22 protein-coding genes and 1 tRNA gene are annotated in these 20,301 nt (G+C 58.4%); 5 read left to right on the top strand and 18 right to left on the bottom strand.

Annotation, left to right across the window (positions count from 1 at the left end):
* Positions 1 to 74: 74 nt before the first annotated feature.
* Genes E5678_RS03245 through E5678_RS03235 form a run of 3 tightly spaced genes read left to right on the top strand, consistent with a single transcriptional unit; the run spans position 75 to position 1,781 of the window.
* Positions 75 to 578 carry a hypothetical protein gene (locus tag E5678_RS03245; RefSeq protein ID WP_136177194.1) on the top strand — a complete coding sequence of 168 codons (504 nt, stop codon included), beginning with the start codon at positions 75 to 77 and terminating at the stop codon, positions 576 to 578.
* Positions 559 to 1,323 (top strand): ParA family protein, encoded by a 765-nt coding sequence (locus tag E5678_RS03240; RefSeq protein WP_136177193.1) that lies wholly within the window; start codon positions 559 to 561, stop codon positions 1,321 to 1,323. Before E5678_RS03245 ends, E5678_RS03240 begins: the two co-directional genes overlap by 20 nt.
* A complete protein-coding gene (locus E5678_RS03235; RefSeq protein WP_136177192.1) occupies positions 1,320 to 1,781 on the top strand; it encodes a hypothetical protein in 462 nt (153 codons plus the stop codon). Before E5678_RS03240 ends, E5678_RS03235 begins: the two co-directional genes overlap by 4 nt.
* A gap of 430 nt (positions 1,782 to 2,211) precedes the next feature.
* On the opposite strand, the gene E5678_RS03230 is transcribed toward E5678_RS03235, so the two are convergent.
* From E5678_RS03230 to aceA, 11 genes are all read right to left on the bottom strand, one after another.
* Positions 2,212 to 2,288, bottom strand: a tRNA-Pro gene (locus tag E5678_RS03230).
* Positions 2,289 to 2,323: 35 nt separating this feature from the next.
* Positions 2,324 to 2,788, bottom strand: coding sequence for a MerR family transcriptional regulator (locus E5678_RS03225; protein WP_136177191.1), 465 nt, complete (start codon positions 2,786 to 2,788; stop codon positions 2,324 to 2,326).
* Between the two features lie 172 nt (positions 2,789 to 2,960).
* Positions 2,961 to 3,287 (bottom strand): integration host factor subunit alpha, encoded by a 327-nt coding sequence (locus tag E5678_RS03220; protein WP_210731975.1) that lies wholly within the window; start codon positions 3,285 to 3,287, stop codon positions 2,961 to 2,963.
* A 29-nt stretch (positions 3,288 to 3,316) separates the two neighbouring features.
* Complete coding sequence (gene pheT / locus E5678_RS03215; protein ID WP_136177189.1) at positions 3,317 to 5,746, bottom strand: phenylalanine--tRNA ligase subunit beta; 2,430 nt, start codon at positions 5,744 to 5,746, stop codon at positions 3,317 to 3,319.
* 114 nt (positions 5,747 to 5,860) lie between these two features.
* Positions 5,861 to 6,934, bottom strand: coding sequence for a phenylalanine--tRNA ligase subunit alpha (gene pheS, locus E5678_RS03210; RefSeq protein WP_136177188.1), 1,074 nt, complete (start codon positions 6,932 to 6,934; stop codon positions 5,861 to 5,863).
* 143 nt (positions 6,935 to 7,077) lie between these two features.
* Complete coding sequence (gene rplT, locus E5678_RS03205) at positions 7,078 to 7,437, bottom strand: 50S ribosomal protein L20 (RefSeq protein ID WP_136177187.1); 360 nt, start codon at positions 7,435 to 7,437, stop codon at positions 7,078 to 7,080.
* 24 nt (positions 7,438 to 7,461) lie between these two features.
* Positions 7,462 to 7,665 carry a 50S ribosomal protein L35 gene (rpmI, locus tag E5678_RS03200; protein ID WP_136180608.1) on the bottom strand — a complete coding sequence of 68 codons (204 nt, stop codon included), beginning with the start codon at positions 7,663 to 7,665 and terminating at the stop codon, positions 7,462 to 7,464.
* Between the two features lie 191 nt (positions 7,666 to 7,856).
* Positions 7,857 to 8,384 carry a translation initiation factor IF-3 gene (infC, locus tag E5678_RS03195; protein ID WP_247596899.1) on the bottom strand — a complete coding sequence of 176 codons (528 nt, stop codon included), beginning with the start codon at positions 8,382 to 8,384 and terminating at the stop codon, positions 7,857 to 7,859.
* Positions 8,385 to 8,568: 184 nt separating this feature from the next.
* A complete protein-coding gene (gene thrS / locus E5678_RS03190; RefSeq protein ID WP_136177185.1) occupies positions 8,569 to 10,476 on the bottom strand; it encodes a threonine--tRNA ligase in 1,908 nt (635 codons plus the stop codon).
* A 252-nt stretch (positions 10,477 to 10,728) separates the two neighbouring features.
* A complete protein-coding gene (locus tag E5678_RS03185; protein ID WP_136177184.1) occupies positions 10,729 to 11,238 on the bottom strand; it encodes a DUF4189 domain-containing protein in 510 nt (169 codons plus the stop codon).
* A 65-nt stretch (positions 11,239 to 11,303) separates the two neighbouring features.
* A complete protein-coding gene (aceA, locus tag E5678_RS03180) occupies positions 11,304 to 12,635 on the bottom strand; it encodes an isocitrate lyase (protein WP_136177183.1) in 1,332 nt (443 codons plus the stop codon).
* Positions 12,636 to 13,025: 390 nt separating this feature from the next.
* Between aceA and E5678_RS03175 the strand changes: the two genes are divergently transcribed.
* Entirely contained in the window at positions 13,026 to 13,922 is an 897-nt protein-coding gene (locus tag E5678_RS03175) for a DMT family transporter (RefSeq protein WP_348770364.1), read from the top strand.
* Between the two features lie 6 nt (positions 13,923 to 13,928).
* Here E5678_RS03175 and E5678_RS03170 read toward each other — a convergent pair whose 3' ends face one another.
* A complete protein-coding gene (locus E5678_RS03170) occupies positions 13,929 to 14,600 on the bottom strand; it encodes a sulfite exporter TauE/SafE family protein (protein WP_136177182.1) in 672 nt (223 codons plus the stop codon).
* 54 nt (positions 14,601 to 14,654) lie between these two features.
* Positions 14,655 to 16,058, bottom strand: a complete 1,404-nt coding sequence (gene hemN, locus E5678_RS03165; RefSeq protein ID WP_136177181.1) for an oxygen-independent coproporphyrinogen III oxidase — start codon at positions 16,056 to 16,058, stop codon at positions 14,655 to 14,657.
* A 157-nt stretch (positions 16,059 to 16,215) separates the two neighbouring features.
* On the opposite strand from hemN, the gene fnr reads away from it, so the two are divergent.
* Entirely contained in the window at positions 16,216 to 16,935 is a 720-nt protein-coding gene (gene fnr / locus E5678_RS03160) for a fumarate/nitrate reduction transcriptional regulator Fnr (RefSeq protein ID WP_136177180.1), read from the top strand.
* 80 nt (positions 16,936 to 17,015) lie between these two features.
* On the opposite strand, the gene E5678_RS22560 is transcribed toward fnr, so the two are convergent.
* From E5678_RS22560 to E5678_RS03135, 5 genes are all read right to left on the bottom strand, one after another.
* Positions 17,016 to 17,315, bottom strand: coding sequence for a hypothetical protein (locus E5678_RS22560; RefSeq protein WP_136177179.1), 300 nt, complete (start codon positions 17,313 to 17,315; stop codon positions 17,016 to 17,018).
* A 47-nt stretch (positions 17,316 to 17,362) separates the two neighbouring features.
* Complete coding sequence (locus E5678_RS03150) at positions 17,363 to 17,650, bottom strand: FixH family protein (protein WP_136177178.1); 288 nt, start codon at positions 17,648 to 17,650, stop codon at positions 17,363 to 17,365.
* Positions 17,651 to 17,684: 34 nt separating this feature from the next.
* On the bottom strand, positions 17,685 to 19,058 hold the full coding sequence (gene ccoG, locus E5678_RS03145; RefSeq protein ID WP_136180606.1) for a cytochrome c oxidase accessory protein CcoG: 1,374 nt from the start codon (positions 19,056 to 19,058) through the stop codon (positions 17,685 to 17,687).
* Positions 19,059 to 19,213: 155 nt separating this feature from the next.
* On the bottom strand, positions 19,214 to 20,128 hold the full coding sequence (ccoP, locus tag E5678_RS03140) for a cytochrome-c oxidase, cbb3-type subunit III (protein ID WP_136177177.1): 915 nt from the start codon (positions 20,126 to 20,128) through the stop codon (positions 19,214 to 19,216).
* Positions 20,129 to 20,154: 26 nt separating this feature from the next.
* On the bottom strand, positions 20,155 to 20,292 hold the full coding sequence (locus E5678_RS03135) for a cbb3-type cytochrome c oxidase subunit 3 (protein ID WP_136177176.1): 138 nt from the start codon (positions 20,290 to 20,292) through the stop codon (positions 20,155 to 20,157).
* Positions 20,293 to 20,301: the final 9 nt, after the last annotated feature.

Here is a 20,301-nt window from a genome sequence, read left to right as displayed (position 1 = left end):
CCTGGCCCGAAAGTGGCCCAAAAGCGGACCGAAACCGGACTGAAAGCGGACTGAAACCGGCCCAAAAGTGGACCATGGCAAAACTGCGTGCGTCCCAAGACGTCCCAGCGATGAAATTTGGCTTCAAATCATCGGTATGCCCAAGGCCGCTCAAGCCCAGACTCAACACGTCGATGACAGGGTCCGATGGCATGAACCTCACTCCCAAGCTCCCGCCGGGTCGACCCAATCGAAAGGCCCTGGCATTTTCCGCCGAGATCAACCGACTGAGGACTGCTGGCTACAGCTTCGAGGCGATCCGCATGGCACTGCTGGAAGCAGGTTTGAAAGTCGGTCTGACCACTGTCAAGCGCGAGGCGGCAAGAGGGCTGGTCGCCGCCAGGACAGCGCTGCAGGGGTCCGTTGTGCGGCCCTCGGTGGTCTCGACCCCAGCGGTGGCCGGTGACGTCGTGAAGGCGCCCTCCTCCTTCGCAGGGGACTCGCGCAGCGGCAAAGAGATCGCCGAGGCGTTCATGCATCGCCGGGTGAGCAATCCGTTGATCCAGGAAAGGAACCAAGATGAAAATTGCAGTCATTAATTTCTCAGGCAATGTCGGCAAGACCACGGTCGCACGCCACTTGCTGCTGCCCCGAATGCCCGGTGCCCGGGTGATCTCCATCGAAAGCATCAACGCCGACCAGGATCAGGATCCACAGGAACATGTCATCCGGGGTCGCCAGTTTGCCGAACTGCAGGAGTACCTGCAGGTGGTCGAAGACGTAGTGGTGGACATCGGTGCGAGCAACGTCGAAGAGTTGCTCGCCCTCATGCGCCGCTACCGCGGCAGCCACGAGGACTTCGACTATTTCATTGTCCCGACGGTCCCGGCGGGCAAGCAGCAGCAGGACACCATTGCGACCCTGGCGGAGTTGTCGCGAATCGGCATTCTCTCGGAGAAGGTGAGGATCGTCTTCAACATGGTCGAGGATGGCAGCGACATTCAACGCGTGTTCGACCCCGTGCTCGCGTTCGTGAGCAGCTCGCCCGTGGCCCGCATTTCATTGGAATGCAGGCTGGGCAGCAACGAAATCTATGGCCGGATCAACGGTTCCGGCGCCGACCTGTCGGCGCTGGCGACAGATCCGGCCGACTACAAGGCGCTCATCGCCGCAGCCACCGACAGCACCGAGCGGCTGGCCTTGGCCCAACGTCTGGCCACACGCCGTCTGGCCAGCGGTGTTGTGCCCGAGCTCAATGCCTGTTTCGTGGCGTTGCGCCTCAATGAAAATGCGAGTGCCCCCGAGGCCAAGCCGAAGCAGACGCGCGCGAGGGCAGTGCCATGAACCCCCATGGCTCGGCCCGCGAAGCGCTGATCGCGGAGGCCCTGGGCGATCTGGCGCACCTGCTCGAGCGGGCCGAGGCACTGCAGCCGGCCATGCTCGAATCGCGCCAAGCGCTTCTCGATGCCCATGCGCAGCTTGCTCAACAGTTGGCCACCTTCGAAGCTCAGGTGGTCGGCTTCACGGAGCACGCCAAGGTGCACACCGCCAAACACATCCAGGCCCGCACCGACGAAGCCACACGACAGTTGGTGCGACTGCAAACCAAGGCCATGAGCGAAGCTGCGCAGGTGCTTTTCAAGGAGGAGATTCAGCCCACGCTGCAACGGCTTGCCGCGCCCATGTACCAGCTGCTGCACCGTGTGGAACACCCCTGGGAAGGCTGGCTGACGCACGCAGCGACTGTTGTGGTCACGTCTTCCGTCACTTGCACGCTAACGCTGTACCTTTGGGTGTGGTGACGAATACCGGTGGAATGATGCAGAGGGCAACGGCGCTTCCAGTCACGCAGCGATGGCAATTCCAAGCCCTCCGGTCAATAAAAGGTTCTCGCAGGAACTGGGTCACCCTGTGGGTTTCAAGGGTTGAGGGTGGCATGCTAACGATGGGCTTGAATCCACCATGTCCGGGTTTCAGGCTTTGCGCTAGAAATGACCATTGGAGAACTGCACAGGACCCGAGGCATTTCCAACTCGCAGGAGTTGATCCCTACGGATGATTTTGTCGGCGTGATCACGTGACATTCAAATCCTGGCGGCGGCAAGCATCTGGGTTGTTGTAAGGACCCAACCGTCGCGACAGCCGTTGACCGGTTTACCCCCCGGTTTACCCCCGGAGCACCACAAAGAAGAAAGGACTTAGAGCATTTCTGCTCTAAGTCCTTGATTCATATGGTCGGCGCGGCGGGATTCGAACTCGCGACCCCTTGCACCCCATGCAAGTGCGCTACCTGGCTGCGCTACGCGCCGACAAGCCTCGAATTATAGCCACTAAAATCCTCGTTTCAGATGGAGATCTTCAGAAGTTCACGAATTTCCACCAATTCCTGCCGGACTGCCAACCAGTTGCTCATGGCCGCACCCGACGAAGGGACCTGAGCAGCCTCAACAGAGGCCCGGTTCATGCCTTCGGGAACCGCATGGTGCCCATCCAGGGCAGGCAGCGATAGCGCCTCTTCAACTTCGTCATGGCGGCGTTTATCGCGATCGGCCTGGACCAGCTCCTGCAGCTTGTTGCGAGCACCACTGATCGTGAAACCTTGCTCATACAAAAGTTCTCGGATCCGGCGGATCATCAGCACCTCATGGTGCTGGTAGTAGCGCCGGTTGCCACGCCGCTTCATGGGCCGCAGCTGGGTAAACTCTTGCTCCCAATACCGCAGCACGTGAGGCTTGACGCCACACAAATCCCCTACCTCACCGATGGTGAAGTAACGTTTGGCGGGGATTGGGGGGAGCGCTTTTTCCATCAAAATCAAGGCGATACGGTGCGAACCTTGAAATTTACTCTAACTGGGCAACCTCTGGGAGCCTTGCTCAAAATTTCCCTACGATTTGTTGCATTTGTCGCGGAGCGCAAGCGTTGTGAAAGCTCCGCGCGCTTCATGCAACGAAAAATCGCATGCAAAAGAAGATTACCGCTCAAGTACCCACAATCGCGGTCTGCACCTGTTCTTTCAGCTTCGGACTTGCATGAAACGTCACAACGCGCCGCGCTTCAATCGCCACGGGCTCACCTGTGCGCGGGTTGCGTCCCGGACGAGCGGCTTTGGTTCGGATCTGGAAATTGCCAAAACCAGAAATCTTGACATCGGTGCCCTCGACCAGACTATCGGTCACCAAGTCAAAAAACGCGTCAATCATGTCCTTGGACTCGCGCTTGTTCAAACCAATCTGGTCAAAGAGCAATTCAGCCAGCTGCGCCTTGGTCAAGGCGGGTGTTTCCAGGCTCTCTACAGCGAGTTCCATCAAAGCGGTCTCCATAGGGATTGATCTGATCAGGCTCGCAGTCGGGCTGCCACCTGTTGCTCCAGCTGAGCCAACACCATCTTCACGACCGGGTCGATCTCGACATCGGTCAGTGTAGCGTCGTCGCGCGAGAACACCAGCCTCACCGCCAGGCTCTTCTCATCCGCCGCCACACTCCCGCTCACCGAGGCGTCCGTGGCCTTCTTGGGGCGGTAAACGTCGAACAGCAAGGCATCACGCAACAAAAGGCTGTCCGCGCTGCGAATGGCTTGCATCACCGCGGCGTGGGTCACAGACTCCTTGACCACGATCGCCAGATCGCGCTCCACGGGTTGATGGCGACTCACTGCCTGGAACACCGGCACCTCACGGGCAAGCACCGCCTCCAGCGAAAGCTCAAACATCAGCGGCGCCTGGGGCAGCTCGTAACCCTGGCGCCATTTGGGGTGTAACTCCCCAACGTGTCCGATGCACTCGCCCTCCCGCCACACGGCCGCACAGCGGCCAGGGTGCATGGCGGGGTGATCACCCACGCGAAACTCCACCTGCAAAGGTGCGAGCAATGCCTGCACTTCACCCTTGATGTCGAAGAAATCCGCACCGCGCGAGCTCACGCCCCATTGAACGGCATCGGCTGGCCCATAGGTCAAACCCGCCACACGCATGGGCTGATGGAATCCTGCCACCGTGGTGTCACTGTCCTTGACCGAGGCATCCTTGAAAAACACGCGGCCCACCTCAAACAGCCGCACCCGCTCGGCCTTGCGGTCCAGGTTGAACTTCAACGCCGCCATCAGGCTGCCCAGCAACGAGGAACGCATGACGCTCATCTGGCTGGCGATGGGGTTGAGCAACTTCACCGGTTCAGGATTGCCCGCGAGCTCCTGCTCCCAACGGGCTTCGACAAAGCTGAAGTTGATGGTTTCCTGATAGCCCAGCTGGGCCAGCTGCCGGCGCACAGCAAACGGCCCCCGGCGCGATTCCACGCGAAGCTTGGGCGTGATGGGCGCGAGTGGCGGCGTCTCGGGCAACATCTCGTACCCGATGATCCGTGCCACCTCTTCGATCAAATCTTCTTCGATCTGCAAATCAAAGCGGAAAGCTGGCGGTGCCACGGTAACCGTGCCATCGCCCTCGCTCACATCCAGGCCCAGGCGGCGCAACGCACCAGCGCACTGTTCCTGCGTGAGCGGCATGCCAATCACTTTGACCGCTCGCGCCACGCGCAAGGTAACCGGCTTGCCTTCAGGCAGCGCCAGCGTCTGGTCGTCCAGCGGTCCCGCCTGCCCACCACAAATGTCCAGCACCAGTTGCGTGATCCGCTCAACATGCTCGACGGTGGTGGACGGATCCACACCCCGCTCAAAACGGTGGCCAGCATCGGTGCTGAAATTGAATCGACGCGAGCGACCGGCAATGGCCTGCGGCCACCAGAATGCGGCCTCAATGAATATATGGGTTGTTTCGTCGGATACCGCTGTGGCATCTCCGCCCATGATGCCAGCGAGCGACTCCACAGCCTGATCGTCTGCGATCACTCCCACCTGCGCATCAACCGACACCGTGTTGCCGTTGAGCAGCTTGAGTTGCTCTCCTGGTTTGCCCCATCGCACCTGCAATCCACCATGGATCTTGTCCAGATCGAAGATGTGCGAAGGACGACCCAGCTCAAACATCACGTAGTTTGAAATATCCACCAGCGGCGACACGCTGCGCTGCCCACATCGGGCCAGCCTGTCGATCATCCATGCAGGCGTTTGTACGCGCGTATTCACGCCACGCACCACACGCCCACTGAAACGCCCACAAAGGTCCTTGTCCTGAACGTCAACAGGCAACCGGTCGGTCAGCGTGGCCGCAACGGCCGGAAACGTGGGTTGCAGCAAAGGTGCACCCGTCAACGCGGACACCTCGCGCGCAATGCCGTAAACACTCAGGCAGTGCGCCAGGTTAGGTGTGAGTTTGAGGGTGAACAGCATGTCGTCCAGCGACAGCTGCTCTCGGATATCCCGGCCCACCACAGCATCTTCAGCCAGCTCCAGCAAGCCGTCACTCTCTTCCGAAGTCTGAAGCTCTTTGGCAGAGCACAACATGCCCTGACTCTCCACACCACGCAATTTGCCCAGTTTGATCTTGAACGGCTTGCCGTCTTCGCCCGGAGGCAACTCGGCGCCCACCGTGGCACAAGGGACCTTGATGCCCACGCGAGCGTTCGGTGCGCCACAAACGATATTCAGCGGCGCGGCCTGTCCGACATCCACCTGGCACACGCGCAGGCGGTCGGCGTTGGGATGCTGTTCAGCGGACAGGATTTGCCCCACAACAATTCCGGTGAAAGGTGGCGCCACGGGCGTCAGCTCTTCCACCTCCAGACCCGCCATGGTCAAGGTATCGGCCAACTGCTGGCTGGACATGTTGGGGTTGCAGAAACTGCGCAACCAGGATTCAGGAAACTGCATGAATGGACTCGGTACGTTGGTGCGGCAAGGACTTCGTTCAGGAACACCGCGGATCTGGCTTGGCCAGGCCGCAGGTGCTGCTCTCTGGCGGGCGGCGCGAAGCGGCGCAGGGGGTCATCGGAATTGACTCAGGAAACGGATATCGCCGTCAAAGAACAGGCGAAGGTCGTTCACGCCGTATCGCAACATCGTGAACCGGTCCATGCCCATGCCAAAGGCAAAACCGATATAGCGCTCCGGATCCAGGCCCATGTTGCGAATCACGTTCGGATGAACTTGGCCAGAGCCAGCGACTTCCAGCCAGCGCCCCGACAACGGTCCGCTTTGAAACTGGATATCGATCTCGGCGCTGGGCTCTGTGAACGGAAAGAAACTGGGTCGGAATCGCAACACCAGGTCTTCGCTCTCAAAGAAAGTTCGGCAGAAATTTGTGAAGACCACCTTGAGGTCTTTGAAGCTCACGTTCTCCCCCACCCAAAGGCCTTCACACTGATGGAACATGGGCGAATGCGTGGCGTCGCTGTCGACTCGATAGGTGCGACCCGGTGCAATAACACGCACTTCAGGCATAGCCCCACTGAACAGCGCCCCCGAACGGGGATCAAAACCGTCGCCATGCCGACGCACATGGGCATGCACGTAACGCACTTGCATGGGGCTGGTATGGGGTCGCAGGTTCAGCGAAATGCCATCGGCCCCCTTGCCATCGATATAAAAGGTGTCCTGCATCGAACGCGCAGGATGGTTCGGCGGACTGTTGAGCGAGGTAAAGCTGTACCAGTCGGATTCAATCTCCGGACCCTCAGCCACGTCAAAGCCCATGGAACCAAAAACCGCCTCAATCCGTTCTTGCGTCAGGCTCACCGGGTGCAGCCCCCCCTGCCCACGCTGGCGGCCAGGCAAACTCACATCCAGCGCTTCAGCCTTGAGCTGAAGCTCCAGCTCCGCGTCGGCCAGGGCCTGACGACGCTCAGACAAAGCCGCTTCAATAGCTTGCTTGGCCTGGTTGATCTGAGCGCCCCGCGCCTTTTTCTCGTCGACCGGCAAAGCGGCCAACCCCTTCATGAGTTCGGTGATGCGGCCGGCCTTGCCAATAAAGAGGGCTTTGGCGTTCTCCAGATCGGCCGGTGTAGCGGCTTGTGCGAAAGCTTCGCGAGCACTCTGGGCCAGGGCGTCCAACTCGTTCATGTTGTTTGAATCGTGTTCGTTTGCTGAAATGCAATAAAAAAGGGGTTGAGCGCCGCGAGGGAAATCCCTCAAGCCTCAACCCCTTTAAGCGACTGGTGCCTCCGCCCGCGATCTTTCGATCACGTCAGGAGGCCCGTCGTGAATCAAGCGGCCAGCTTGGCTTTGACCTGTTCCACGATGCTGCCGAAGGCAGCCGGGTCGTTGACGGCCAGATCAGCCAGAACCTTGCGGTCGATTTCGATCTGAGCCTTCTTCAGGCCATTGGCGAACTGGCTGTACGTCAGGCCGCAAGCACGTGCACCGGCGTTGATACGCGCGATCCACAAGCGACGGAAGACGCGCTTTTTGTTGCGGCGGTCACGGTAGGCATACTGACCGGCCTTCATCACCGCCTGTTTGGCGATGCGGAAGACGTTACCGCGGCGACCGCGGAAACCTTTTGCAAGGGCTAGAACTTTTTTGTGTCGGGCACGAGCCGTGACACCACGTTTGACGCGAGGCATGAATTACTCCTTGTTCGTCGTTGATCAAATACCCATGCCGGGCAGCATCTGTGACAAAGAACCCATATTCGAGTCATGCACAGTCACTGTTCCACGCAAGTGGCGCTTGTTCTTGGTGGTCTTCTTGGTCAGAATGTGACGTTTGAAGGCTTGACCGCGCTTGACGGTGCCACCTGGACGAACGCGAAATCGCTTCTTCGCGCTGCTCTTGGTCTTCATTTTGGGCATCTTCATGCTCCTTTTCATTTGTGCTCGTGAGGCGCCTGCGAACCTATTCGCAGTCTTGTTGGCCCCGAGCCACTTTTGATGAACCCCCTTGCGGCGGTTCAGTTCGGCGTCGTGGCTTGCACCCTTTCGCCTCGAACCAGCAGGAGACTACCCTGCCCGTCCAATCTTGATCTTCCGGTCAACCCACCCTCTCAGGAGGCTGACGAGCTTCCTTCAACAACGGCTTTGGCCGCAGCTGGTTTCTTGCGGCCCGGCGCAATCATCATGATCATCTGGCGGCCTTCCAGCTTCGGAAACTGCTCCACCACGATCACATCGGCCAGCTCATCACGAATGCGGTTGAGCAACGCCAAACCCAATTCCTGGTGCGTGATCTCACGACCGCGAAAACGCAGCGTGATCTTGCACTTGTCACCATCGTCGAGAAAGCGCCGGATATTGCGCATCTTGATGTTGTAGTCACCATCATCGGTGCCCGGGCGAAACTTGACTTCCTTGATCTCAATGACCGTCTGCTTCGCCTTGGCTTCTGCGGCTTTTTTCTGTTCTTGGTACTTGAATTTGCCGTAATCCATCAACCGGCAGACAGGCGGCACGGCAGTGGCGGCAATTTCGACCAGATCAACATCAGCCTCACCCGCCATGCGCAGCGCATCCTGCAAACTGACGATACCCAGCGGCTCGTTTTCGGGGCCATTGAGGCGCACCTCTGGGGCCATGATTTCACGGTTCAGTCGATGTGCGCGCTCTTCACGGTGGCGGCGATCGCGAAAGTTGGTAGCTATGGTGAGTTCCTTCGTGTGGGCCAGTTAAACAAAAAGGCCCTGAGCACAAAGCGCAAAGCCGGGCGCACCAACGCCGTGCGCCACAGCCGTGGGGGCATCAACCGAACCGTTTGGAGAATCAAACTTTGGATGAAACGTCTGCCGCGATCAATTTGGAAAAGTCTTCCAGCGACATGACACCGAGGTCTTTATTGCCTCGAGCCCGCACCGCCACAGCACCAGCCGCCTTCTCTTTGTCGCCCACGACAAGGATGTAAGGTGGCTTTTGCAACGCGTGCTCCCGTATTTTATACGTAATCTTCTCGTTGCGCAGATCGGCCTCCACCCTAAGCCCTTGATTTTGCAACGCCTTGGTGATTTCGCGACAGTAATCGGCCTGGGAATCGGTGATATTGAGCACCGCCACCTGCACAGGCGCCAGCCAAACAGGCAACGCTCCCGCATGTTCTTCGATGAGAATCCCGATGAAACGCTCCAGGCTGCCGACGATGGCGCGGTGCAGCATCACCGGGCGGTGCCGCGCACCGTCTTCTCCCACATACTCGGCGTCCAGCCGTTCGGTCATGAAAAAATCGACCTGCATGGTGCCGCACTGCCATTGACGCCCAATCGCGTCCTTGAGCGTGTATTCGATTTTCGGGCCATAGAAGGCGCCCTCACCCGGTGAGATCTCGAATTCGCAGCCCGAGCGGCGCAGGCTCTCGATCAAGGCGTGCTCGGCCTTGTCCCAGCTTTCATCACTGCCGATACGCGCCTCAGGGCGCGTGGCCACCTTGTAGATGATGTTGGTAAAACCGAAGTCCTTGTAAACCTTCTGCAACAACTCGGTGTAGGCCACACATTCGGGCAGGATCATGTCTTCGGTACAGAAGATATGGCCGTCGTCCTGCGTGAAAGCGCGCACGCGCATGATGCCGTGCAAGCCGCCGGACGGCTCATTGCGGTGACATTGGCCAAACTCACCATAGCGCAATGGCAAATCCCGGTAACTCTTGATGCCCTGTTTAAAAATCTGGATGTGACCCGGACAGTTCATGGGCTTCAGGGCGTACTCGCGCTTTTCGCTTTCCGTCGTGAACATGTTGTCGCGGTACTTGTCCCAATGGCCTGTTTTTTCCCAAAGACCCTTGTCCAGAATCTGCGGGCCTTTGACCTCCTGGTAGCCGTTGTCGCGGTACACACGGCGCATGTACTGCTCGACCTCTTGCCACACACTCCAGCCCTTGGGATGCCAGAACACGGTGCCGGGCGAATGCTCATCGATATGGAAGAGATCGAGCTCGCGACCGAGTTTGCGGTGGTCGCGCTTCTCGGCCTCTTCAATCATGGTCAGGTGCTGCTGCAGCTCATCCTTGGTGGCCCAGGCGGTGCCGTAAATGCGCTGCAACATTTCATTGCGGTGGTCCCCCCGCCAATAAGCGCCGGCGACTTTCATCAATTTGAAATGTTTGAGCTTGCCGGTGCTGGGCACGTGCGGGCCGCGGCAGAGGTCTTCAAACGCACCTTCGCGGTAGAGGCTCACATCTTCGTTGCCCGGAATACTGGCAATGATTTCGGCCTTGTAGTGCTCACCCAAGCCTTTGAAATAGGCGACCGCCTCGTCGCGGGGCAGGACCCGGCGTGTGACCGGCTCGTCTTTGGCGGCCAGCTCGGTCATGCGCTTTTCAATCGCGACCAGATCTTCGGGGGTGAAAGGCCGCTTGTATGAAAAATCATAAAAGAAACCGTTTTCGATCACCGGACCAATCGTGACCTGCGCCTCGGGAAACAGGTCTTTGACGGCGTAGGCCAGCAAATGGGCCGTTGAGTGCCGAATCACACCCAAACCATCGGCATCTTTCGCCGTGATGATCGCCAGCGGAGAGTCTTCGGTGATCTGGAAGCTGGTGTCCACAATCTTTTCGCCGACTTTGCCAGCGAGTGCAGCTTTGGCAAGACCCGAACCGATGGAAGCCGCCACTTCGGCCACCGTGACCGGTCCGGGGAATTTGCGCTGGGAGCCATCGGGGAGGGTGATATGCAACATGGTGTCGTTAGAAAATAGAAAAAGCGCGGGTAAAACCGCGCTTTCAGATTGAAAGAAAACCAGGCAAGCAGGTCAGGACATCACCAAAGAGGCCGAACCCAAGTTCGGAGTGTCATGAACACTCCTGCCTGTTTCTCAGACGCTGCTCTCATTCTATCGCTCGCAACTTGAACACAATGCGACCGCTCATTCACAGCATTCTTGTCCCGGCCAAAACACATCCACTTCGCAGTTGCCGCATCGACCAGTGGGTCAATTGCATTGCTGCGTGCGAAGCGAAGTGGGAATCGTACAGGACGCACCACCACGATTTGCGCACGACTGAACAGCACGCGTGTCAGCTTCTTCCTTGGAGGAGCCGCTGGCAACGCCGTATGCCCCATTGCTGCTAAACGCGAGCGATCCACAAGTTCCATTGCCCGAAAACTCCAACACCACCGAGCAGCCTGCCAGCCCACACTCGCCCAATGCATCCCCATTGGCTTCGGCTTGGGACGTGTAGCTAACCACAATCGCACCCACGCTATTACCGGCATCTACGGCGATCGCACCACGCGGCGTGGGATCTCCACCCCCACCGCAAGCACCCAGGACGGCCGCAGCGGCCAACACGATACCCAGTTTCCAGTTCTTCAGCACTTGGATCTCTCCTTTTGATGTCTGGCGCAGTTCAATTACCCACCTCTTTTGATTGTCACACGCCAAGCCGAAATTGAAACCATCTGTTGTCGGATATTGGCGACAAAAAAACACCCTGGACACACGGTGTGCGCCAGGGTGCGACTCCTCGGATCAAACCTGCGGGCTCAGAAAGCCCGCCGGCGAGGTCAGTGGAACTGCTCTTCTTCGGTCGAGCCGGTCAAGGCCTTCACGCTGGACGCACCACCTTGAATCACCGTGGTCACGTCGTCGAAGTAGCCCGCACCCACTTCTTGCTGGTGCGACACGAACGTGTAACCCTGCTCACGCGCAGCGAATTCAGGCTCTTGCACCATTTCGGTGTAATGCTTCATGCCTTCGCCCTGGGCATAGGCTTTGGCGAACTTGAAGGTGTTGAACCAGTTGATGTGGATACCGGCCAGTGTGATGAACTGGAACTTGTAACCCAGCGCAGACAGGTCTTCCTGGAAAGAAGCGATCTGCTTGTCGTTGAGGTTCTTTTTCCAGTTGAACGAAGGCGAGCAGTTGTAGCTGAGCAACTTGCCAGGGCAAGCGGCGTGCACGGCTTGCGCGAATTCGCGGGCAAAACCGATATCGGGCACACCCGTCTCGCACCACACCAGATCGGCATAGGGGGCGTAAGCCACACCACGGCTGATCGACTGCTCCAGACCGTTTTTCACACGGTAGAAGCCTTCAGGCGTGCGCTCACCGGTCAGGAATGGCTTGTCGTTGGCATCGTGGTCGCTGGTGATGAGGTTGGCTGCTTCTGCATCGGTGCGGGCCAGCACGATGGTGGACACACCCATGACGTCGGCGGCAAAGCGCGCAGAGATCAGCTTTTCGCAGGCTTCACGGGTTGGCACCAGCACCTTGCCACCCATGTGACCGCACTTCTTCACTGCGGCCAGCTGGTCTTCGAAGTGAACACCGGCAGCGCCTGCCGTGATCATGTTCTTCATCAACTCGAAAGCGTTGAGCACGCCGCCGAAACCGGCCTCAGCATCGGCCACGATGGGCAGGAAGTAGTCGATGAACTCTTTCGAACCTGGCTCGACGCCACGGCCCCACTGGATTTCATCAGCGCGCTTGAACGTGTTGTTGATGCGGCGAACCATGGTGGGCACCGAGTCGTAGGCGTACAGCGACTGGTCGGGGTACATGGTTTCGCTGGAGTTGCCATCGGCGGCGACCTGCCAGCCCGAGAGATACACCGCTTCCAGGCCTGCTTTGGCCTGCTGCATGGCTTGACCGGCGCTGATCGCACCGAATGCGTTCACATAGCCTTTTTTGGAACTGCCGTTGATCTTGTCCCACAGCTTTTCTGCGCCGCGCTTGGCGAGGGTGTGCTCAATGTTCATGCTGCCGCGCAGGCGCACGACGTCGGCTGCGGTGTAACCGCGCTTCACACCCTTCCAGCGTGGGTTGGTGGCCCAGTCTTTTTCCAGCGCTTCGATTTGCTGCTGGCGGCTCAGTTGTTCGTTGAGGGATTGAGGCATTTTGGGACTCTCCATGAAGTTGATAAGAAACAGGACGGCAACAAGCTGAAGAAGCGCCGATGGAACAAGTTTAAGTCTTATAGAAGACTTTAGGAAGCTCTTATGTCTTATATAAGACAAAAATTTTCTTTAATAAAATCAAAGGGATATCTACTGCATTTCTCTATGTGACATTCGATTTCCTGCATTGAGAAAATATGATGCGTTGCAGCATCGCATGCTTTCACGATATACACCGATACATCCGCCATGTGAAATCAACAGTTGCTCAACGACAGGGCAGTTCATGTGCGAGCGGGCCCCTGCCCTTGAGGCATGATCGCCTCCCATATGCCCCATTCGTCGTTCACCCCAAAACCTTGGCAGGCCTATGTCTGTTTGGCGCTCAGCATGTCTTTGGTCGGCAGCTATGTCGCTCTGTCCAAACCGCTGGTTGTGGTGTTCCCCGTGTTTCTGCTCGCCTGGCTCAGGTTTGGCATCGGGGGACTGGCCATGTGGCGCTGGCTGCGCAAGCCGCCCAAAGAGCCGGCCATGTCCCGGCGAACCAAGGGTCTGCTGTTTCTCGAGTCGTTTCTCGGCAATTTCCTGTTTTCCATCTGCATGCTGTTTGGCGTGAGCCTCACGACGGCGGTGGCCGCTGGCGTGGTGATGTCTTCCATACCGGCCGTGGTGGCCGTGCTCAGCCGGATCTTCCTCAAAGAACGCATTGACTTGCGCACCCTCGGCGCCATCGCCTGTGCGGCTGTGGGCATTGGCCTGTTCTCCCTGCAAAAGCCTGAGGGCGCAGGACAAGCCAACGCCGAAGCACACTTCATCGGTGTGCCGCTCTCGGTGTGGGGCAATTTGTTGATTTTTGCTGCCGTGGTTTGTGAGGCTTCGTACGTGGTGATCGGCAAGCTCCTCACCGAAGGCCTGGGGCCCAAGCGCATTTCGGCCATCATCAACCTGTGGGGGTTTGCGCTGGTCACACCCATGGGTTTGTGGGTCGCCTGGCACTACGATTTTTCAGCCGTCCCGCTCAACATCTGGACCTTGCTGGTGTTCTACGGTCTGGCCGCGAGCATGTGGACCGTGTGGCTCTGGATGACGGGACTCAAGGTCGTGCCGGCGTCTCGCGCAGGGGTGTTCACCGTGATGCTGCCCTTGAGCGCGGCCGCCATCGGCGTGCTCTTCATGGGCGAGCAACTCACCACCATGCAACTGCTTGCGTTTGGCATTGCCCTGTTTGGTCTGGTGCTGGCAACCTTGCCTGGCCGCAAGCCAACCGGGGTCGGCCCTCTCATCTGATCGCGACTACAGGCAAAACAGCCCCGTCGGATTGGTCAGACCCATCCAGAGCGCCCATCCCGAGGTTGCGGCCAATGCCAGGCCCGCCAGGCGAATCGCCCAAGAGCCCGACGCTGCGCCGCGCAAGCGCAACAAAAGCCACGGCGCCGCTGTCAACGAAACCGATGTGCCGAGGCAAAAAAGCGCCATGATGAGGGCGCCTTCCCAAGCATTGGCTGACAGTGACGCCACCAGCAGTGCCGAATAAAGCAAGCCGCAGGGCATGAGTGCCCATGCACCGCCCAAGATGAAGGGCGCTTTCCCCCCCAAACGGTTCAAGGCGGGTCGCGCCTTGCGCCACACGCCCTGCCCCAGGGTTTCAATCCACGCGGGTTGGCGCGCCCGCCAGATCAGGACAACACCCAGCAAAAACGCGGCGGCATGGAACATGGTCCACAAAGGACGGATGGTGATGGTTTGCGTGCCCAACAGGGCCAGCCCTTGCACGGTTCCGGCCGCGAAAGCCCCCAGCAGGGCATAGCCGACCATGCGGCTCAGCTGAAAAGACCACAAGGCCCTGGTGCTGTGCACCCCAGCCGCACGCCCGATGCCCGCACAGGCAGCACCGCACATGGCCACACAATGCGGCCCGCCCACCAAACCCATGAACAGGGCCGTCACGGCCATTGATGTTTGCATGGCCCTACTCTACCCATTGCGCAGTGGCCGCAGAGGCTGAAACGACAAACCCACTCAAATGATCTTGGAAAAACGGGCCCGGTCCAGATCGACCTGGAGGTTTTTGTCGAACACCATGGCAATGGCCCGCACCAGATACCAGCCAGCGGCGGTGACCTTCACACTGCTGTCGTGAACCTCGACCAGTCCATGGGCCTGCATGTCGGCCAGCACTTCGAGCTCTCGCGCAAAGTACGCCTTGACCTTGATGAGGTGTCCGAGCTCAATCGACTCGAAGTCGAGTTCTCCCTGGCACATGATGGACATGATCACCGCCCGGCGCAGCAGATCGTCACGGGACAAGGCCAGCCCGCGCACGATGGGCAGTCGACCCTGATTCAGGGCGTCGTAGTACTCGTCCAGCGTTTTGGCATTTTGGCTGTAGGTGGCACCGATGCGCCCGATGGCCGAAACGCCGAGGGCGATCAGATCGCAATCGGGCTGTGTGCTGTACCCCTGAAAATTGCGGTGCAAGCGCCCTTGGCGTTTGGCCACGGCCAGCGCGTCGGTGGGCAGCGCGAAGTGGTCCATACCCACATACACATAGCCGCCCTCGATCAGCGCATCAAGTGAAGCGGACAACATCGACAGTTTGTCACCGGGGCTGGGAAGCTCAGCGGCCACGATGCGCCGCTGGGGTTTGAAACGGGTCGGGAGATGCGCATAGGCGTACAGCGCAATGCGATCAGGGCGCAACTCGTTGATCTGGATCAGCGTGCGCGCGAACGACTCGGGGGTTTGCAAAGGCAAGCCGTAAATGAGATCCACGTTGATCGACTCGAAGCCGATTTTTCGGGCCGCGGCCACCAGCGCAAACACCTGCTCAGCGGGCTGCACACGGTGCACCGCCTTCTGAACCGCCGGATCAAAATCCTGCACCCCGAAGCTGAGCCGGTTGAACCCGAGGCGCGCCAGCGTTTGCAGGCGCTGATCGGTCACCGTGCGCGGATCAACTTCGATCGAGTATTCCCCTCCTGGTACCAGGGTGAAATTGCGGCGGATCATGGTCATCAGGTCTTCCAGCTCCTCGTCGGAGAGGAAGGTTGGGGTGCCGCCACCCAGGTGCAGCTGCGAAACGTTGTGCCCTTTGCCGAAGTGCTCAACCTGCAGCTCCACCTCTCGGGACAGGTAGCGAAGGTACTCGGCCGCGCGCTCGTGGTGTTTGGTGATGACCTTGTTGCAGGCGCAGTAATAACAGACCGACTCGCAGAACGGAATGTGCACATACAGGCTCAAGGGCAACGCCATGGAACCTGCCCGGCGTTGTTCCAGCGCCTGGATGTAATCCGCCTCACCAAAAGCCTCTATAAAGCGGTCGGCTGTGGGGTAAGAGGTGTAACGGGGACCTGGGATATCGAACCGCTTTAGCAGTTCGTCGGGGATCGTGTGGCTCACTGACTTTTCTCCAATACTGAGCATTGAATGTGCCCCAAGACGCCAGGGCGCCCTTTGATCTTTGTCAAGCCTAGGTATGCCCCGAAAAGCTGCCCGCAAGAGAAATCCAGTGTTTCCCGGCGTTTATGGCCTGATGCACTGGCGGTGCTGTAAAGTCCCCAGTGATTACCCGGGGAAAAATATGGACGTTCAAAGCATCAAAGTCGCCTGCTCAAACTGCAATCTCCGTGAGCTGTGCCTGCCTATGGGCCTGAATCCAGAGGAGATGGACAAGATGGACAACGTCATCTCTTCTCGCCGCCGCATCAAGCGCGGCACGGCCTTGTTCAGCACGGGTGAAAAATTCACATCCCTGTACGCCGTGCGTTCTGGCTTTTTCAAGACTTGTGTGACCACGGCGGATGGGCGCGACCAGGTGACGGGTTTTCAGATGACGGGGGAAATTCTCGGGCTGGACGGCATCGTGAACGACCTTCATTCCTGCGACGCGGTTGCCCTGGAAGACGCTGAAGTTTGCGTGATGCCTTTTGACCAGATCGAAGAGCTCTCGCGCGAATTCACCACCCTGCAGCATCACATGCACAAAATCATGAGCCGCGAGATTGTGCGCGACCATGGCGTGATGCTGCTGCTGGGCAGCATGCGTGCGGAAGAGCGGCTCGCAGCCTTCCTGCTCAATTTGGTGCAGCGCTTGCACGCGCGCGGGTTCTCACAGTCCGAACTGATCCTGCGCATGACACGCGAGGAGATCGGCAGCTATCTGGGCATGAAGCTGGAAACCGTGAGCCGAACCTTTTCGAAGTTTGTTGAAGATGGCATCATTGAGGTCAAGCAGCGCTACGTTCACATCAAGGACACCGACGGATTGCGGCGCATTGTGAATCCGCAGACCTGCGGATAAAGCACCGAATCGAACCGCTCCGCCAAAAAGAAAAGCCCCCTGCAGAATTTCCCGCAGGGGGCATTTTTTTATCGAGAAGATCAAGCTCGATCACAGGTAGCATTCTTCGCACATTCACGCGGGCGATCCTGCTCAGGGACCGGGCAACGGTTGACCTCAAACGGCGACATCGCCAACAAAGTTGTCAAGGCGCTGGAGAGCATCGTAGCCATCCAAAAGATGAAAAATGCCCCTGTGTAGATGGCTTCACGCGAAAGGCTGAGGCTTTGTCCTTGCCAATGCATCTCGCTGGGATCCACAAAGGCAAAGACCAACATCTCCAACACCGCGGCCATCAAAAAAGCGGGCCACATGATCCACATCCAACGCTTTGCCTTCATGGGTCACTCTCCTGTATTGCTGTCAGAGCAATGTCTGTGCAGCGTATTCAATTTGCGGGCGGTGCGACCTGGGTGGTGGCGTGATTGCGCGCCTGGCCAGCGGGCATCATGTTGAACAAAGCCGCCTCGCGCGCTTTGCCCTCAAGGGCATGGGCCGCTTTCAGGTCGCGTTCATAGTCGTTCTTGTTCAGGACCGGATCTTGGTACTTCACCGCAATCACAGCCGTTGCAATGGCTGCGATCACAACCACCACCGGGCCACCCACCACCATCCACATGTGGGGAACACTCCACCAAGCAACGGGAGGCACAGGATCGGTTGAGTTCGAGGTCATGGGGTTCTCCTGGACATAGGACATAGGTTGCATTTCAACGGGGCACAAGGAAGGCCGCCTTTTCGGAGACTTGAGACACATCCTTGCCGGTAGAGCGGACATCAAAATGGATGGTGTGCGACCCCGTTTTTGCCGAGTTCGGTGGAATCTGAACCCGCAGCACGGCGGATCGAACCTCGGTGGGCAACACTGTGATTTCGGACTCGGACGCAATCGTTACGCCGTCCAAACCAGAAACCGTGATCACATAGGTCTGAGGCGACTCCGTGGCATTCATGACCTGCAGGCGGAACACGTTTTCAATGCGCCCTTGATCCACCATGCGTGCCAGCGCACCGCGATCCCTGATCACGTCGACTTTCAATGGCGTGCGCAAATACAGGCTCACCATCACGGCTGCGGTGATCGCCATCAGGATAGCTGTGTAGACCAACACCCGAGGGCGCAGGCCGCGTTTGATCATTTGGGCGGTAGACCACCCATTGGCCATGCCGTTCTGTGTGGAGTATTTGATCAGCCCCTTGGCATAACCCACCTTCTCCATCACCTCGTCACACACGTCAATGCAGGCGCCGCAGCCGATGCACTCGTATTGCAGGCCATTGCGAATGTCGATACCCGTGGGGCAGACCTGAACGCACAAAGTGCAATCGACGCAAGAGCCGAGGTTGAGCGCTTTGGGGTCGGCCTTCTTGGACCGCGGCCCACGGGGCTCTCCACGCGCCTCGTCGTAGGTGACGATCATGGTGTCTTTGTCGAACATCGCACTTTGGAAGCGCGCATAGGGGCACATGTACTTGCAGACCTGCTCGCGCATGAAACCCGCGTTGCCATAGGTCGCAAAGCCGTAGAAAAACACCCAGAAGATTTGCCAAGGGCCCAGCGACGCCGCAAGAGACAACGCCGCGAGCTCCTGAATGGGGGTGAAATACCCAACAAAGGTAAACCCTGTCCACAAGGCAAACGAGATCCACAAAGCGTGTTTAAGCCACTTCTTGCCGAGCTTTTCACCCGAGAATGCGGCCTTGTCCAGCCGCAAGCGCGCCGAACGATCGCCTTCAACCTTTTTCTCTATCCAGAGAAAAATCTCGGTGTAAACGGTCTGGGGGCAGGCGTAGCCGCACCACAAGCGCCCGGCCACCGCCGTAAACAAAAACAGCGCCAGTGCAGAGATCACCAGAAGACCCGTCAGGTAAATGAAGTCCTGCGGGTAAAGCACCAAGCCACCGATGAAAAATCGGCGCGCTTCCAAGTCAAACAAGACGGCCTGGCGACCATTCCACTGCAGCCAGGGCAAACCGTAAAAAACAATCTGCGTCAGCCAGACCGTTGCCCAACGCCAGTTCGAAAACAGGCCTTTGACCGATCGCGGATAAATTTTCTTGCTTGACGCATACAACGACACCATCACTTCGTCATCGGGCGGAATGCCCTTTGGCGTGTCGCTGGGGGTGTTGCTGACCGGCGCAAGAGGGCTGGAAGCAGCGTCTGGCGTAGTAGAGCTCACAAAATCCCTGACTTAAAAATACCACGAGGCCCCGAAAGGCCTCGTCAAGAAAACGCTCAGTTGGCAGCGACAGACTTGTTGGACATGCCCCAGACGTAGGACGCCAGGACATTGATCTGCTCTTCATTCAACAAGGCCGCCTGTGCAGGCATGGCATTGGTGAAGCCTTTGTTGACCGCCGAAATAATGGCCTCTTCCCCCCAGCCATGCAACCAGACACCATCGCTCAGGTTGGGGGCACCAATGGCCGCCATACCTTTGCCGTCCTGTCCATGACACGCGGCACAAGCCGCGAATTTCAACTTGCCCTGAGAGGCACGAATGCTGTCATGCGGGCTGCCTGAAAGGCTCAGCACATAGTTCGCCACATTGCGGACGTCATCAGCGTTACCAACAGCGGCGGCCATGGGAGGCATCACGCCGGTACGGCCCTGGGTGATGGTGGTTTTGATGTACGCGTGATCGCCAGCGCCGAGCCAGTCGCCATCGGTCAGGTTAGGAAAAGCCTTGGCTCCGCGAGCATCAGAACCGTGGCACTGCGCGCAATAGTTCATGAACAAACGCTCACCGATAGCCATGGCCTGGGAATCCCCGGCCATTTGTTCTGGGGTCATGCCATCGAACTTCGCATAGATCGGTGCGATCGCAGCTTCAACCTTCTTGACTTCCGCCGCGTGTTGACCGGCAGAAGACCAGCCCAGCAAGCCCTGGTAGCGCCCAAACGTGGGGTAAAGGGCACCATACACAAAGGCAAAAATCACCGTGATGATGAACAAGTAGACCCACCACCTTGGCAGAGGGTTGTTCATTTCACGCAAATCACCATCCCACACGTGGCCCGTGGTGTTGTCAGCCGCTGAAACCACCTTGGTGGTGCCACTGATCCACAGCAATACCGCGCAAGCGATGATGCTCAGGGTGACCAAGCCGATCACGTAGTAGTTCCAGAATTCGCTCGTAAAGTCGCTCATGATGTTTCTCTTGTTCGTAGCGGGTTTTATTCGTCCTGGAAAGGCAGCTGCGCTGCCTCGTCAAAATCCGCCTGGTTGCGACGGGACCAAGCCCAGGCAACAATGCCCACGAAGGTCAGCAAACTGACGACGGTTATCGCGCTGCGCAGATCGTTGATGTCCATGATGCAACT

Source organism: Hydrogenophaga sp. PAMC20947, from assembly GCF_004795855.1.
In the GTDB taxonomy this organism is placed as follows: Bacteria; Pseudomonadota; Gammaproteobacteria; order Burkholderiales; family Burkholderiaceae_C; genus Hydrogenophaga.
This window is presented reverse-complemented; position numbering and strand designations above follow the sequence as displayed.

Bases quoted from the DNA above. Each gene is read 5' to 3' on its own strand.
- ccoP (WP_136177177.1), bottom strand. From the start codon at position 20,128: ATGAGCGACTTTACGAGCGAATTCTGGAACTACTACGTGATCGGCTTG.
- E5678_RS03220 (WP_210731975.1), bottom strand. From the start codon at position 3,287: ATGGAACTCGCTGTAGAGAGCCTGGAAACACCCGCCTTGACCAAGGCG.
- E5678_RS03150 (WP_136177178.1), bottom strand. From the start codon at position 17,650: ATGACCTCGAACTCAACCGATCCTGTGCCTCCCGTTGCTTGGTGGAGT.
- E5678_RS03170 (WP_136177182.1), bottom strand. From the start codon at position 14,600: ATGCAAACATCAATGGCCGTGACGGCCCTGTTCATGGGTTTGGTGGGC.
- pheT (WP_136177189.1), bottom strand. From the start codon at position 5,746: ATGCAGTTTCCTGAATCCTGGTTGCGCAGTTTCTGCAACCCCAACATG.
- aceA (WP_136177183.1), bottom strand. From the start codon at position 12,635: ATGCCTCAATCCCTCAACGAACAACTGAGCCGCCAGCAGCAAATCGAA.
- ccoG (WP_136180606.1), bottom strand. From the start codon at position 19,058: ATGGTGTCGTTGTATGCGTCAAGCAAGAAAATTTATCCGCGATCGGTC.
- thrS (WP_136177185.1), bottom strand. From the start codon at position 10,476: ATGTTGCATATCACCCTCCCCGATGGCTCCCAGCGCAAATTCCCCGGA.
- E5678_RS03235 (WP_136177192.1), top strand. From the start codon at position 1,320: ATGAACCCCCATGGCTCGGCCCGCGAAGCGCTGATCGCGGAGGCCCTG.
- hemN (WP_136177181.1), bottom strand. From the start codon at position 16,058: ATGCTCAGTATTGGAGAAAAGTCAGTGAGCCACACGATCCCCGACGAA.
- pheS (WP_136177188.1), bottom strand. From the start codon at position 6,934: ATGAACGAGTTGGACGCCCTGGCCCAGAGTGCTCGCGAAGCTTTCGCA.
- E5678_RS03225 (WP_136177191.1), bottom strand. From the start codon at position 2,788: ATGGAAAAAGCGCTCCCCCCAATCCCCGCCAAACGTTACTTCACCATC.
- fnr (WP_136177180.1), top strand. From the start codon at position 16,216: ATGGACGTTCAAAGCATCAAAGTCGCCTGCTCAAACTGCAATCTCCGT.
- infC (WP_247596899.1), bottom strand. From the start codon at position 8,384: ATGGCCCCAGAGGTGCGCCTCAATGGCCCCGAAAACGAGCCGCTGGGT.
- rpmI (WP_136180608.1), bottom strand. From the start codon at position 7,665: ATGCCCAAAATGAAGACCAAGAGCAGCGCGAAGAAGCGATTTCGCGTT.
- E5678_RS22560 (WP_136177179.1), bottom strand. From the start codon at position 17,315: ATGAAGGCAAAGCGTTGGATGTGGATCATGTGGCCCGCTTTTTTGATG.
- rplT (WP_136177187.1), bottom strand. From the start codon at position 7,437: ATGCCTCGCGTCAAACGTGGTGTCACGGCTCGTGCCCGACACAAAAAA.
- E5678_RS03135 (WP_136177176.1), bottom strand. From the start codon at position 20,292: ATGGACATCAACGATCTGCGCAGCGCGATAACCGTCGTCAGTTTGCTG.
- E5678_RS03245 (WP_136177194.1), top strand. From the start codon at position 75: ATGGCAAAACTGCGTGCGTCCCAAGACGTCCCAGCGATGAAATTTGGC.
- E5678_RS03175 (WP_348770364.1), top strand. From the start codon at position 13,026: ATGTCTTTGGTCGGCAGCTATGTCGCTCTGTCCAAACCGCTGGTTGTG.
- E5678_RS03240 (WP_136177193.1), top strand. From the start codon at position 559: ATGAAAATTGCAGTCATTAATTTCTCAGGCAATGTCGGCAAGACCACG.